General features: G+C 30.8%; 11 protein-coding genes. 9 read left to right on the forward strand and 2 right to left on the reverse strand.

Annotated elements, in window-relative coordinates:
• Positions 1-87: 87 nt before the first annotated feature.
• Positions 88-585: a hypothetical protein gene (locus tag ABXQ82_RS12820; RefSeq protein ID WP_367060210.1), complete on the reverse strand. Its 498-nt coding sequence runs from the start codon at positions 583-585 to the stop codon at positions 88-90.
• Between the two features lie 411 nt (positions 586-996).
• Between ABXQ82_RS12820 and ABXQ82_RS12825 the strand changes: the two genes are divergently transcribed.
• From ABXQ82_RS12825 to ABXQ82_RS12865, 9 genes are all read left to right on the forward strand, one after another.
• Positions 997-1,683 (forward strand): protein-L-isoaspartate(D-aspartate) O-methyltransferase, encoded by a 687-nt coding sequence (locus ABXQ82_RS12825; RefSeq protein WP_367060212.1) that lies wholly within the window; start codon positions 997-999, stop codon positions 1,681-1,683.
• A 376-nt stretch (positions 1,684-2,059) separates the two neighbouring features.
• Positions 2,060-2,317, forward strand: a complete 258-nt coding sequence (locus tag ABXQ82_RS12830) for a type II toxin-antitoxin system ParD family antitoxin (RefSeq protein ID WP_367060214.1) — start codon at positions 2,060-2,062, stop codon at positions 2,315-2,317.
• Complete coding sequence (locus ABXQ82_RS12835; RefSeq protein ID WP_367060216.1) at positions 2,283-2,594, forward strand: type II toxin-antitoxin system RelE/ParE family toxin; 312 nt, start codon at positions 2,283-2,285, stop codon at positions 2,592-2,594. Before ABXQ82_RS12830 ends, ABXQ82_RS12835 begins: the two co-directional genes overlap by 35 nt.
• Positions 2,595-2,986: 392 nt before the next feature.
• A complete protein-coding gene (locus ABXQ82_RS12840) occupies positions 2,987-4,108 on the forward strand; it encodes a hypothetical protein (protein WP_367060218.1) in 1,122 nt (373 codons plus the stop codon).
• Between the two features lie 1,445 nt (positions 4,109-5,553).
• Positions 5,554-6,585, forward strand: coding sequence for a hypothetical protein (locus ABXQ82_RS12845; protein ID WP_367060220.1), 1,032 nt, complete (start codon positions 5,554-5,556; stop codon positions 6,583-6,585).
• A gap of 152 nt (positions 6,586-6,737) precedes the next feature.
• Positions 6,738-7,583, forward strand: a complete 846-nt coding sequence (locus ABXQ82_RS12850; protein ID WP_367060222.1) for a Dam family site-specific DNA-(adenine-N6)-methyltransferase — start codon at positions 6,738-6,740, stop codon at positions 7,581-7,583.
• On the forward strand, positions 7,584-8,090 hold the full coding sequence (locus ABXQ82_RS12855; protein WP_367060224.1) for a hypothetical protein: 507 nt from the start codon (positions 7,584-7,586) through the stop codon (positions 8,088-8,090). It abuts the gene before it with no gap.
• Between the two features lie 4 nt (positions 8,091-8,094).
• On the forward strand, positions 8,095-9,234 hold the full coding sequence (locus ABXQ82_RS12860; RefSeq protein ID WP_367060226.1) for a DGQHR domain-containing protein: 1,140 nt from the start codon (positions 8,095-8,097) through the stop codon (positions 9,232-9,234).
• Between the two features lie 281 nt (positions 9,235-9,515).
• A complete protein-coding gene (locus ABXQ82_RS12865; RefSeq protein ID WP_367060229.1) occupies positions 9,516-9,935 on the forward strand; it encodes a hypothetical protein in 420 nt (139 codons plus the stop codon).
• Between the two features lie 786 nt (positions 9,936-10,721).
• On the opposite strand, the gene ABXQ82_RS12870 is transcribed toward ABXQ82_RS12865, so the two are convergent.
• The gene (locus tag ABXQ82_RS12870) at positions 10,722-15,752 is read right to left on the reverse strand and encodes a DUF4132 domain-containing protein (protein ID WP_367060232.1); all 5,031 of its coding nucleotides are present in this window, start codon (positions 15,750-15,752) and stop codon (positions 10,722-10,724) included.
• Positions 15,753-15,754: the final 2 nt, after the last annotated feature.

Here is a 15,754-nt window from a genome sequence, read left to right on the forward strand (position 1 = left end):
TCATAATGCCTGCCTTCCGAAGCCTTGTGTAGGCATGGTGCGCGGAATGACTCCATATGATTTCCTTTAATTTAAAGTAATTAATTTTTAATCACAAATAGAAGCTACTGGCACTTCAAAACTACCCTGTATATTAATTGTACCTGGTTTATTATCCTGACGTCTATAGTTTATATTTAGACTTCCTTTATACGTAAAACAATTGCCATCAGTAATAATTTCATCAATAAAAATGTTTCCATCTTCCGAAAGGTAAACGCCATTTCCAGAAAGAATAACACTAGATGTACTTGTTGTATTGCTTGCAAAAGGCACGATAGTATATTGGCTGTCTTTATCTGCAGAAGGAATGGCAAAAAATAAACTATTACTGCTATTATCACTACAAATGTGCTTAATCCCTAAATTCCCAAATTCAATAGTATCTCTATCGAATATGAACAATTCATCATTAAAGCCATCACCGTTTATGCGCAAGGAATAGTGCCCTTGTAACATGTTGTCCATGTCATCATTATTGTCTTCACTAGAGGAGCAAGACACAAAAATAAGACTAAAGAAAAGTAAGAAAAATAACTGTTTCATAATAAAATGTTTTATGGTTTTATAAGGACATCGAAGGTGTATCAAAATGTCATCACTAAAGAGAATAATCCAGAAGAAGTATCTTGTGGATGAAATGTATTGAAATAGCAAAAATGAAGATTTAAAAGTTATCGTTTTGCTGATTGTCATTAAAACCGCCCTATTTAGGGAGGGTTCATGAACTCCTTATCCAACTCGCCTGTGCTGAACGCAGTCGAACCACAGAAGGGAAGCATAATAACTGCCTGCCGAGACAAGGTGTCTTTTTTTAGAAATAATATCAAACTTATATATAATGATATAAGTCATTGTTAAAGTCTCCATTATAATTTAATTTAGAATATTTAAACATTTAATTCGTTGGTACAGCAACAAAAACACATTTGAGAAGTGAAAAATATTATGACTGCCATGGCATGTATTGTCTTTATGATTGGCTTTGGCCAGAAGGATTACACGACCAAAAGGGAGCACATGGTAAAAACGCAGCTAAAGGTTAGAGGTATAAAAGATGCTGCAACGCTTATGGCAATGCAAACCGTTCCTCGGCATCTTTTTGTTCCCGAGAGCATGAAGCCATATGCCTATAAAGATCGTCCGTTACCTATAGGTGATGGTCAAACCATTTCCCAACCGTATATTGTAGCCTTTATGACTGAGGCTCTGCAATTAAAAAAAACCGATAAGGTATTGGAAATAGGCACAGGTTCCGGATATCAAGCAGCTATTCTGGCAAAAATTATAGACTCAGTATATACCATCGAAATTGTAAAAAACTTGGCCTTTAAAGCCAAAGACCGATTACAAGAGTTAGGTTATACCAATGTGAATGTAAAATGGGGCGATGGTTACCACGGCTGGCCGGCCAAAGCGCCTTTTGATGCTATTATTGTCACAGCAGGTGCCGACAGCATTCCCCAACCCTTAATAGACCAATTGAAGATTGGCGGAAGGATGATCATACCTGTAGGACCACATAATTACGTGAGCCATTTGGTATTGGTTACAAAAAAGAAAAATAAGATTACCAAGAAAAAATTAATACCTGTCCGATTTGTACCTTTTACTAGGGATAAGGAGCTTGGTGGTGGTAAATAAGTAGTTTTAATATGGAATCATCATCAGGATAATTCAATATTAAATGCGTACTATAATGAACCGCGTTATTTAACTTGAGCTTTACACATTGGTTATTTTTTATATTAATGAAATCGTGAATCTCCTAAAGTCGATTTGGTTAAAAGCGAAAGTTGTTACTATCAGTTTCTTGAAAAAGAAAAAAAATTATTCCAAAAGTTTCTTCAAACATGTTAAGGGAACACTCTTTTTGCGAAACGACGATAGGAGCGAAGTGGAAATGTGTATGGAATGGGAATAGTTACTAAATACATGAAATTAGAACTCTATTTTTTTTTAATATTCAATCAAATGCATTAAATTGCACCAATAGTATGATTATTTAAGCCGTAAACAGATGTCTACAATTAGAAAAACAATAACATTTACTGAAAAACAAGATAAATGGATTAAATCACGAATTACAATTGGTGAATTTACTAATGATAGTGAATATATTCGTGATTTAGTAAGACAGGATCAGGCAAAAAATGCTAAATTTTCCGCACTAAAAGCAGCCATAACAGAAGGTATGGAAAGCGGCATTAGCCATAAATCCGTTCCAGATATTATGAAAGAAGTTGAAGAACGTATGCGGGCAGATGGGCGTTTATAAAGTATCTGGAAAGGCCGAAAGTGATCTTACAAAAATGTACGAATATGGAATTGAAAGGTTTGGATTAAAACAGGCGCAAGAATATTTATTTGGAATACACGATATCTTTCAAGTGTTATCAGAGAATAGCAGTCTTGGCCGCGATGCCTCAGAATTTGTATTCTCATTAAAAAGGTTTTCTTATAAATCTCATACTATTTTTTATATGGCTACAGATATTGATATTTTGATTGTTCGTGTACTGAATCAAAGTATGGATTATGAAAACAATTTATAGTTATAGATTTTCTTTCTGTATGATAACAATAAAACCAACTTTTTTGGTGTTACAAAGACATTTTATATAACGTCTGATTATCATTCTTTTTTGAATTATAATGTACTGCGTTATAGCCTGTCCCTAAATTTATTCGGGATAACTTGAGCTTTGGTTAAAAGCGAAAGTTGTTACTACAGTTTCTTGAAAAAATTTATTCTAAAATGTTAATGGTACACGCTTTTTACGGAACGACGATAGGAGAGTAGTGGAATGTGTGTGGAATGAGATTATATTTGTATATAATAATAATAACTAAAGCTTTTGTGTTTGAAGGATTTTTTCTAAATTGTTCAATTGTTTTTTAACAATAATAATGAAACAAATTTGTATAATTAAAATGAATTACTATTATGATAAAACTTGTTTTAGCTTTTTCAATTGTATTATTATCTTTTCAAGCACTATCTCAAAACAAAACGTTTTCAAAAAAATATCTTAAAATAAACATTATTGACAGAGGATTTCTAAACCCTTTGCATTTAACTTCTACCAAAGAAAGTGATTATTTTATAGTTAAAGAAGGTATAACTGCATCAATAGTAGTTATTCACAACATAGGGTATGATGACCAAATTTTAGATTTAAAATACATTAATCAAAGGTATTTGTTTTTAGATTATAATAAAGAAAACACTTTTAGCTTAAATTTAATAGACATAATTTCTAAGAAGAAACGGAAGCTATATGGTGGTTATTGTAATGTTTACCATTATGTAAAGGATGCTAGATTTGAGCGAAATCCTAAATTGCATAAAGATGACCCTGAAGAAGCTATCATTGAAACAGATATGACACGAGGAATGAATGGTGATGAACCATGGAGATTAATAAAACTAAATGAATGGAAAGTAAATAATTCTGTAAGTCAAGCTATAAAAAACGGTAGAAAATTAATTAGCTCATCTAAGTTTAATAAAGATTTGGATACGGCGGAAGAAGAAAAAGAAAAAGCTATTGCTAGAAGTAAGATTAAAGCTCAGAAATCAAAATCTGGTTTTCTATTTTATCCAGATTCATTTTGGCAAAAAACTTATTCTGGTAAAGATGGGCAGGTTTTAAAAAATTGTTTTAACGGAAATTTTGGTAAGATTCTTAAAAGTGATGTTGATAGATTTTTGTATGAATTTTTAATTAGTTATTATGAAAGTTGTGGCAAGTCTTTTTCTAAATCAGGAGCCTATTTAAACTCTATTTACTCTGAAAGAATATATTCATCTGATCCTCTATCAGTAGATTTTGCTGATCCATATTTTTATTATAGAAAAGAAATAAAAATTCCACAAAAATATGCTGATAAATTTGAGCAAACCAGAAGTTTTTGGACACTTGAAAAAGATGCTGATAAATTTTATTGGAACTGTCATTTTTTTATCAAAAATGCTAGGTGCAATAGTTCCGAATTAAATCAATTAATAGAAAATATCTCAAGACTTGTATTTGGGAAACCCTCACTACAAAATGAAAATAAATAGTTCGTGTACTGTGACTAGATTTTCCTGTAAAATTTTGGATAAAAGTTTCTTCTACAAAGTTAAATAGAACACTTTTTATGGGACGACGTAGTAGGGGAAGCATAATGTGTGTGGGATGATTGTAAATTAATAAAGCCGCAATTGTTTGTGGTTTTTCTTGCATAAATTCCTATAATATTTCGTAAATTTATACTTTCCCTTTAAATTTTCTAATAATTAAAAAATAGAGATATTAGTTGAAATTTACATTTATATGTTTTATCCAATTATGTAAAATAGAATCTCAATTTTAAACTTGGCCTCATAAAATTTTGGTCAAAACAATAGGAGATTGGAGAAATTAGCGTGCATATTTTAGGGGTTTAATAATACAGTTTCACAAGAGTTTCAGTTATACAAAGGATTTCAAAGCAATGTTAACGAGTTACAATATTTCCTAAAATATAGCGAATGAACCGTCAATTGTTTCAAAATTATATGCAGCCTTGATTTTTTGTTTTAGGTATTTAGCTTTCGCTAAATAGTGTTTCAAGACACTATTTTAAAGAATTGATTTAGTATCAATTCTTTAAAATACTAATAATGAAAGATGAAAAAGAAGATTATTTGAGGTACTAAATATAACAAGTGCATAGAATTTTATTTTTACTCACTAATTTAATTATTTGCAAAAATTTTAAAGGAGTTCGTGAATCTCGTAAAAACTCGATTTCATAAAATTTATGCTCTTGTGGCAAGTTTACGAGAATCGCTTAAAATTTTTTATGACGTACATTTAGCAAAAAGGTTAGCTTTTATTTTGGCGTTGGCAAGCGATGGATAATTGTGTGTAAAATAAATTGCCGGAGCAATTTGATTTTAAAAAGCAATCGAGTCCCGAAACTTCGGGAGCAGCGGCTATTTTACATAACGGCTAATTATAGATACAAATGTTTTAAAAAACTCTGCGAAGCAAACCGCTTATTAGTTTAATGACTCAAGTTCCAATTATATTTATGAAAACGAATGCTTCTGGGGTATTTTACATAATACTACATTATAGCTATCAAATGGACTTCTCTCATAAAATACCAATGATAACATTTGTACTATAATGGTCCGCGTTATGTAACTTTGTTTTGGCAAAAGCGAAGTTTAAACAACTACTTTTCTTATTTTTTTCTTCTAAGAATTTTCTCTACAATGTTAATGGAACACGCTTTTTACGAAACGACGATAGGAGAGTAGTGGAATGTGTGTGGAGTGGATTAATGAATTTTATTTTTATTATTTTGCTTTTGTATTTAATTTCTTTCTAAATTTTTAATATATTTGCGTTATCACTTTAAATTAGTGATTAAATTCTTCCTAAAACATAATAGATTAAATTTTAATAATTACCCATAGTTGGGTGAATTTTAGTTATTTATTTAGCTATATTTTTTATCTAATCAAACAATACTATTATGAACAATCATGCATTTATTAGTTTAACTTTTTTTTGCCTATTTATTCCAACTCTGACAATTAGTGCACAATTCAAGAACAGTCAACAAAACGAAGTTGGAAGAATTTATAATGCAGAAACTAAAACAATAAATTTTTCAGGAGGAGAAACTTCAATTGAAATAAAACTATATGGTAATGAAGGAAACTTTAGCACAAGATATAGTGACCAAAATTCAGCAAAAAAGAAATTTTCATTATTTGCTAAAGCCGGTATAACAAACTCAAAAAAATTCATTGATATTGATGAATTTGATTTTAAAGAGAATAATGGATTATTAATTGGATTAAGTGCAAGATGGTCTTTTGATGATATTTACATATTAAAAAATCAAAAACCATTTCAATATGAGACTTTTATTGCTTCAATACAATATAGTTATGATAAGTTTAACCTCTATGATCCAAGTACACAAATAACAACTAAAGAAACTCCTGGTAAACTGGAATTAAAATTTGGATGGAATCATTATTGTTTTCGTTTTAAAAAAGTAAATAACGACTATTCTCATGGCACTACAATTGTCTTTTCGCTAAATGGTTCATATAATCCTTTAGCTTACAATTCAAGCGATTTAATAAGCTTTGCTGAAATAGATAATGATGTAATAACAGATGGAAATGTTTTTGCAGTTAAATCTTTTGATGGCAAATATGGAATGCTAGATAATGGAGTTCAAACTGCTGAATTAGCATTGTCTTTACCAATTTTATTTGATTACAAATTAGAAAAATTTGCTTATATATTTCCAGTACCATATGTTTCTACTGAATTTTTTTCTTTTGATAAACCAATGTGGAACGTTGGCATGGCATTAGGTTTTGCAAGTAAACCTATTTTTGGTCAAAGACGAGAAGATAAAGATCCAAAAACTACGGCATTAAGAAAATTTAATAATCCATCTTCTCTATCAATTGGTGTAGATTGGAGTAAACAAGGAAATCAAACAAGTGAGCCTAATTTTTTTATTACAGGAAACGTAAGTTTTTAGATGATTTCAATTTTAAATAATTATAAATTCTATGAGTTAAGGAATTTGCCACTTTAAAACTAAGAGATATTATTTAAAATTCATAATGATTAATGATACTTAATTGTGTCATTTTTTTTCATATGACTATATTTGATATGATAAAGAATTATATGTCTGAATTAAAGATTGAAGATAGAAATCAAATAATTAAAGATGCTAAGCCTTTCTTAAGATGGGCTGGTGGAAAAAAATGGCTATTAAAAGATATAGAAAAGTTTTTGCCTAAAACTGGATTTAATAATTATCATGAGCCTTTTTTAGGTGGAGGAGCAGTATTTTTTTATTTAAAGCCTTATGGTGTTTCATATTTAAATGATTTGAATGAAGAATTAATCGATACATATTCTTGTATTAAGGAAGATGTAGAAGCTGTTATCGAAGATTTAAAGGTGTTTAAGAATAATAAAGATTTTTATTATGATATAAGATCAAAAAAATTGAGGAAAGACTCTAAAAAAGCTGCACGATTCATTTTTTTAAATCAAACTTCATTTAATGGAATATATCGAGTAAATCTAAAGGGAGAATATAATGTGCCTTTTGGTTTTAGAAAAAAAGATTTTTTTGAACCTGAAAACTTGAGAGTTGTAAGTAATGCTCTGAATAATACAGTATTTACAAAAGGGGATTTTAATAATACTCTTAAAAATATAGAAAAAGGAGATCTTGTTTTCCTTGATCCACCTTATACGATCACACACAACAATAATGGTTTTTTTAAGTATAATCAAAAATTATTTTCTTTAGAAAATCAGTATGAATTATCGGAAATGATAGATAAAATTAAAAGTATAGATGCTTATTATATATTGACAAATGCAGCTCATAAAAAAGTTAAAGAAATTTTCAACAAAGAAGATAAAATTTTAAAGTTAAAAAGAGCAAGTTTAATAGGTGGTACAAATGCAAAAAGAGGCAAGTACTCTGAATATATATTTACTAATTGTATTAAATAAATGGAAGAAAATAATCAAAAAGAAAAAAAATGGTATCATTTTTTTAAATTAAAAGATTTTCAAAAAGTTTCAATGCTGAATTCTACATTTAGTATTTTCTTTAATCTTCTCCCATTTTGGGGAGGATTATTATTTACCATTTCAATAGGTAAGTGGACAGATTGGAGCAGATTTTATGAAAATGGAGAGTTTTATTTATATAGTGTTTCCCTCATATCATCAGCATACTTAATATACCATAATAATAAAATTAAAACATCAGATATTAATTCTTTCTTTAGTATAATATCTTTAATTTTAATTGTAATCGTCTCATTTTTATATGCTTCGTTATCATCAAATCCAGATCCTCAAATAAACATTTTTATTAAGTGGGCTTCAATTATTGCAATATTATGCGCAGTTCCAATATTTTTTCATTCTCAATTAGTAGCTAATAGAAATTCCCCTAATGTAGTTGAAAAGAGAAAAGACGAACAAGAAACTATTATTAACGGTATAAACTAAAAAGATGGAAGTAATAGGAAGAGAACCAATTAAGTTTAAGTGTCTTGAAGCTGAACAGCCAATAGGAGTTATCTACATTGGTGTAATGGATCATGATGATTTAGAATATATTTCGTACGCAGATGTTAGAAGACTTGAATTAGGTATAGATAATAGAGAAGTCGAGGATTATATAGGAATACAAAGACAATTAAATACAAAAAGAGAAAAAGATATTGGCAAGTATGTAAACCTTGTTGATGCAACTTTTCCAAATAGTATTATTATTTCAATTTCATCGGAACACGCAGATTATGACAAAGAAACTAAAACAATGACTATTACTAATAAAGATGATGTAGCAAAAGTTTTAGATGGTCAGCATAGAATAGCAGGCTTAAGACATTTTACTAAACCAGGAGAAGAATTTCAAGTTATTGTTTCTATTTATATAGATATGGAAATTGAAGATCAAGCAATAGTTTTTGCAACAATTAATAAAGAACAAAAAAATGTAAGTAATTCTTTAGTTCAAGATCTATTTGCTTTTGCAAAAAGTAGAAGCCCACAAAAGACAGCTCATAATATTGCAAGAGCATTAAGTAAAAAAGAAGATAGTCCTTTTTATAGGAAGATTAAGATTTTAGGTACTGCAAATAGGAAAGAGACAGAAACTATAACACAAGATACTTTTGCAAAAAGTATTATAAAATACATTTCTTCCGATCCACAATCTGATAGAGATTTTTATAAAAGAAATAAAGAGAATTCTTCCAAAAAATTGGATTTAATAGAAGGGAAAGATTTGCAAAAACTCTTCTTGCGCAATATGTTTATACTAGATGAAAAAGATATAAAAATTGCACAACTAATTTATAATTATTTTTATGTAGTAGATAAAAAATGGCCAAATGCTTGGAGAAATCAAACGCCAAATATGATATTAAATAGAACTACAGGTTTTGTAGCTTTAATGAGGTTTTTTAAAGATGTGTATTTAAGTTTCGAAAGAATCGGAGACGTGATAACAAAAGAAGAATTTAAAACTATTTTTGATAAAATATCCTTAGAAGAAAATGATTTTAATAAAGAAAAATATGTTCCTGGTTCTTCTGGAATAGGGGAATTATATAGAGACTTATTATATCAAAGTGGATTGAGTTAATTGTGTAAAATAGAATCTTAATGTATACCTCGACCTCATAAAATTTTGGTAAAACAATAGGTGAGTGAAGCGTACATATTTTAGGGGTCTAGTAATACAGTTTCTTAAGAGTTGAAAATATACAAGAGATTTCAAAGCAATCTTAATAAGTTACAATGTTTCCTAAAACATAGCGTAACGAGCCGTAATTGTTTCCAAAAGTTTATGCAGTCATGATTTTTTTGTTTCTTTTTTTATCAAGAAAAAAAGATAATAAAACTTAAAAATGTATCTTGTTATCTATGAATAGTGTTAATGAAAACGCATTAGAATTTATGAAATCAGAGCTTAAAAAGGCTCAAATTAAAGTTTCACAAAAGGAAAGTGGGAGAGAAGGAGTTGATTTTTTGATTGGGTATAAGCAAATATACTTACAGCCTCTAGATTTAGATATCATATTACAAAGTATTAAAATTTTAAAGCAAGAGTTAGGAGCACTAAACGATAACTTGTTTATCGCTTTGGTTTTAATCATAGAAAAAAAACCAAGAGTTGTTTATGTAATTCCATCTAAACAATTACAAGATTCCAATAATAACTTCTTTATAAATAATGACGTTAGCTTAATGCCTAGTTTGTCTAATTGGGAAATTAAAATATCAAGTACAACTATAGAGAAATTAGAAAAGTATGCTTTAAACAATATGCTTGACAAACTTTAAATACATCTATAAATATTATGTAAAATAGGATTTTAAAAAAGTTAAATTGAAATTCTTAATAGAACAAGTGTATAGAAATTTTCAAGCAAGGATTTTTTAGCAAGGGAAAATTTTATACTCTTGTGGCAACTTTACGATAATCACGTAGAAAAAAATATGGAGCACAATTATTCAATTACGCTAAAATTTCAATAACACCTAAAAACTAGCTTTTTTTTGGCGTTGGCAAGCGGCGGTAAATTGTGTTTAAAAATAAATGTTATTGAAACATTTAAATTTTTAAAAAGCAATCGAGCGATTGGCAGCGGCAATTTTACATAACGGCAAATTATAGTACACATGTGCAGACGTTAAGTTTCTTGAGAAATGCTTTTCGCATTCATGAGCTCCTCTAAAAAAATATTAACCTTGCGAATACGCTCGTATTTGAAAATTTCTGGATGATTATACAGAATATCCAAATTATAGCGAATGCTTAATTTAATTAAAAAGCCCAAAGACGAATGTTTCAACACCCACGTTCTAAATATTCTGATAACAACGGATTATTCTAGGATATTTTACATAGTATGAAATTATAGCTACAGTTTGTTTTAGGATTGGATTGGCGCAAATTAACTTTTACATAATTGCTATCGATATAAAACACTAGCGTGTTATGACATCTGCAATTATGTAAAATGCAAGCATACGTTAATTTGCTATAAATGTACTATAATTTATATTATGTAAAATAGAATATTCCAACACCAATTCCCTAGCATTCAAAATCAAACCTAAAAAAACCTAAGCCCTCTGTATCTGTGCCAAAATAGTCGGATCTTTAATCTTATGATCCTCTGATAATAATTTCATCTTAGAAATAATTTCAGCAGTTTTAGGATCGTCATCAATAAAAGGTAAAAACAAACGGCCACGATGTTGACTATGCACGGGAATTATAGACAATTGTAATCCTGTTTTGCTCACAATCCCGCTTCCTAAATGAATGCTGTAATCTGCCAACGTGCCTTTAATTAAAATATGTCTTTCTTTTACAGTAATATTACTCGCTTTAAATAATCTAGCCGTTTCTCTTGCTAACGCCCCTCGCATTTGCATGGTAGAATGACTTGCTTCTGGATCTACACCGCCCACATGCGCAACGCTTACCACCAAATCTAAATCGCGCATTACTTCACTAAACGTAACCGCATCAATATCGGTTAAAGCTACTGGTTGGTAGTTATTTCTAGAATGAAACGCAACATGTTCTAATGTTGGTGCTTCTATCTCGGCTGGAGAAAACCAATCTGCCATCGCATAAATTGAGGCTATAAATCCTTTTTTATGATATACTTTTTGCAAACCTTCTTCATGGTTTACTGTCCAACCTCTAGTTCGCAATAAGGCTACCGTTTTTTGAGGTTGAATTTGATGCCCTTGATAGCGTTCGGATTTTAATTTGCTTTCAATTTCGTCTTTTGTAATCACATATAGTTCTCTAAAGATCTGTTTAAAAGGCTGTACCAACTTCGTGTCAAAAGCATGTTTTTGGTATAAATCCCAAACCACACTTTGGTATAAATGTGATGGATGTGCAATGATGAGTTTATCGTTTTTCAATATTGAAATTACCTTTCCATCGTTATCTTCAAGCTTGTCATTCTTATAAAAACCAAAACTATGCTGCGTTTTATTAAACAATACCAATTTGGTTAACATCGCTTTTACAACAGGATGAATCAAGATGTTTTTCAGTTCTTCCTTGCTAAACACTTCTTCCCGTAACATGGCATTTTCTAAAGAAATACGTGTTCTGGAATATTGTTTTCTTAGGTAAGCTTTGTTTTTCTGAAGTGCTTGTATGCTTTTATCCTTTCTGAATTTTGCAGGAATCGACTTTTGGGATTTCCCATCTTTTGTAACCTTTACATCAGCTTTCCCTTGTTCGTTTACAAATAATTCTACAACCACATTATCAATTTCTACGGTGGCATTTTCCATAATTTGCTGGGTCGCCTCCCCTTCCATTGCCCATGAAAATCGGATACTATCATCAAATCCAGCGTTTCGAGCCAAATTATCGAGTGCTATTTCTACGGCATTTTTTTCGCTCTCTTGTCGTTGTGATCCAAATTGTTTGCTTTCTCTCAAAAACTCTTGTAACATATTGTATCTATTTAGTAGATCTTTTTTTCGGTTGGCTTTACTTAAAGGAATCAAGCCAAAAGCTTTCACATAATCCTTATCTCTTTTATCATTTATTTTTGCTAAAGTTTCTCGGATCTTAATCTCTCCAAGAATGACGGAAGAATACAATTTTACTAGTCGGTGTCCATTCCCATCAGAAATATATTTAGCAGCATCGTGCAATACTTTCCAATTCTGCTTTCCTAGATTAGGATACACCTCGTTAAACCAATCTAAATCTATAACACCTTTGGCAAAATCTGCTCTGTCAATATTGGAATACCTAGAAATTATCGTTTCTTTTTCGGCATTCATATAGTCTGATGCATGGGCATGAAACCACCAAACGGCATCTTCCAGTTTTTCTATGCCTAAAAATTCCCCAATCCAATTTGCCCATTGTGGCGCATAAATAGCCGTTTCAATCCATCGTTTTTTAGTGATTTTAGACCTTTTGGCTTCTGATAAAAAATCTGGAAATTCTTCTGTGTCCTTCGGAATACTCTTTTTAATTAAACTGCTAAACACTTCTTTTTTAGAATCAAAATTATACCATGAGTAGCCTCTGTGAAATGTGTCTTTACCCAATCTTGTTAGTAATTCGAAGAGATAATTGATACCTTCTACACTTCCAATTTGGTTCATATAATGTGTAGCTTGAGTCGCTAAATCGCCTCTTTCCAATTCTACGGATAGCAAGTTTTTCTTTAATTTATGTGCAATATCCGAAGGAATGGCATCGATATTAATCTCATTATTTCTGTAATATCTGGTCTTTTCTAAAATGTTCAATAAACCTGTATTTACCAGTAATTGATATTTAAAATCATCATCATTAATCGCATTTGCTTTGTATAATGCAACCGTGATCCACTCTGGTGGAAAATTAGGTTTTAAGGTATTAATATCTGTTTTTGCTATTTCAGAAATATTTGCAGGTGGTTTAGGATAGGTTAATTTAGCCCCGAATAAATACATTTTTAAATCCCAATAGCGCTTTAGTAATGCGGTGTTATTCGGAATTTCATGTAATTCTGTGGACAGCGAATTTAAATCTATAGCTTGATATTCTATAATATCCGTCCAATGTGTGACCTTTTGATTCCAACGGTCTTTAGTGGTTTTCCGTTTTAAATCGTCTGGAATTCTTGCAATTACATCTTCTAAAACATCAATCTTAAATTGTAATATTGTCGGGTAATCTGCATAACCTTTAAATATAAGTTGCAGCAGTCGCGCTACTTTTTTATTCACGGAATCCCATCTATTGGATTTTACCAATCGCAATCCTTTAAAATTTGGGACGTATTGTTTTATAAAATTAACGTACGCTTCACTTTTATATAAATACGGAAAGTTGTCGCAGTAATAGATGGCTGCCAACATTTCGAAGTCGTTTAATTTTGAGGTGTCATACCAATGTATCCAGACATCAGCTAACGGAAGGAATTGTAATTGCGCTCTGGCATCGTCTAAGTCATGTGCTTTTTTATCGGTATAATTGATGCTTCTTGAGAGTAAAACAACCTCTTTATTCCCATTATGATAATGCGCTTCGTATTCGTGATTTTGATGTTTTTCAAATAGACGAATCAGCGCATTGATTGCATTTACCGTTTTTTCATTATCAATTAAATGACTAAAAAGAAAGCTAGTTTTGGGTGTTAATTTTGAAATAATACTCGAAAGCAACGATTTGTTGTCGTCTCCAAAAATTAGTTTAGGTGTTATCAACGGCTCTAGATTATTATAATCTATAGCTCCAAAACCATTTTCAAAACTATAAGTTTGGGTTGTTTTTGAAAATTTATCAATATAAACCTGTTCGTTTTTGGATAGTTTTGGTCGCTCTGAATACGAATTGATTTGAGCGTCAACAAACGGCACCATGCGCTCATTTTCATGCAGCACAGTCATGATTTCTAAAGCTGCCAATCGTTGGTCTATTTTTGGAGATGCAATAAGGTTTGAAGTGATGGCTTCCACCCTATTTTCGGTTTGCTTTAATATCAGTTTGATGATATTTTCCCGTAAATCCTTATGCTTTCTTTGGAGCAAATCTTCTAGTACTAAAATATCATCATCGTTTAAATCTATAGATTCAAACAAACTGATTCCAGTTGCCATCACAGACGTATTTCTATCTTTAATCGCTTGATGGATGACGTCCCTTTTCCAAGGTGACGTTCTTAAATTAATCTTCGGGTTTTTCTTTTGATTTGAATTATAATAAGACCAAGAATAATGATCTGGAAATAGTTTCCTAATTAAATTACTGCGTTCATCAGAAGTTATGGCACTTAAATTTTGGGCTAATAATTGGCGTTGGTCTTTGTTGGAATGATTCACTAAATACTCAAAAAAGTAATTGGGTTTTATGGTGTATGCTGTCCATGAAAACACCTGGCCCTTAACCGATTTTCCTTTAGCAGGAAGACTTTCGCCGTAGTGTTTTATGTTGTTGAATAATTTGTCACTCAACATTGGGTTTACAGGAATTGTCTGTAAAACCCAGAAATCGACTTCTAAATCGTTCCCAAAATTCGCATTGATCCAATCCAGAACTTTATGATTGGTTCTCCCTGTTTGCGCAATAAACATACAGGCCAATATTTTCTTCTCTTTGCTGCCGTTGTTAATTAATCCAATAGCTTCCAGATTAGCCATATCAACGTCCTCTAAACCTAAAAACCACAATGCCACATACACCTCTAAATTATCCTTGCTTAATAAGGCATCTTTGGTTAAGGCGGGGTTTTCAAAAAAGGACAAACCTAATTCTAAAACTCTTTTAATGGTAGCCGTTTTTGGCGCTTCCCAACCAAACCCAAACCAAGTATCTACAGCCCTAACCACGCTACTAAATCGCATTAAGTTATGCTCTAAAATCACTTTTATAAAATGATTGAGCGCACCGATGGAAGTTTCGTCCAGTGCTTCCAAAATGGTTTGTCTTAAGCCTTCTTGACGTTGGGCTGCCAATAATAAATCTTCTACTAATTTCCAGTTTTTGGGGTTTTCGGTCAGTAACAATCCTTTTACCAAACTTCGGGTTACACCACCAATGTCATCTTCACTTATAAAAATATCTTGTATTAAATTATGAAGTGCCTCAGATTGGGTTTTGTTATGTAATGCTGCTGCAAATACATACGAATGATTCTTATAATAATAGTCGTCATAAACATCATATTGCGCCAATTCTAAAATGGTCAATCCCGAAAAACCCTGAGTGCCAGATTTGTATAAATTTTGCAAATAACAAATTCTGTTTACAGTATAGTCATCTGAAGATGTACTGCGGAACGAACGTCTTGAATAATCAGTTTGATAAGGCGATTTTAAAATTAAATCCCAAATAGCGGCAATATAAATAGCTTGATGATTTCCAAAAAGTAACTTTGCCAATTTTAAGCCTTCTTTACTTTTCCACGGATTAATGGATAAATCGTTTCCAAAGTAATCTTTATAAGGTGTTACATTTAAATTGTTGGAATAATAACTTTGCTCCGTTTTTTGTGAAAGTTGCGTAATTAACAGTCCTAATACCTTGTATTTTTTACTGAAACCGTCAAAATGACTTTTTCTTAATTTTGAAGGTTTTTTACTACCAATAAAGGCTTGGGCTTCTTCTAATTTAATCATAC

Source organism: Algibacter sp. 2305UL17-15, from assembly GCF_040720935.1.
Classification (GTDB): Bacteria; Bacteroidota; Bacteroidia; order Flavobacteriales; family Flavobacteriaceae; genus Jejuia.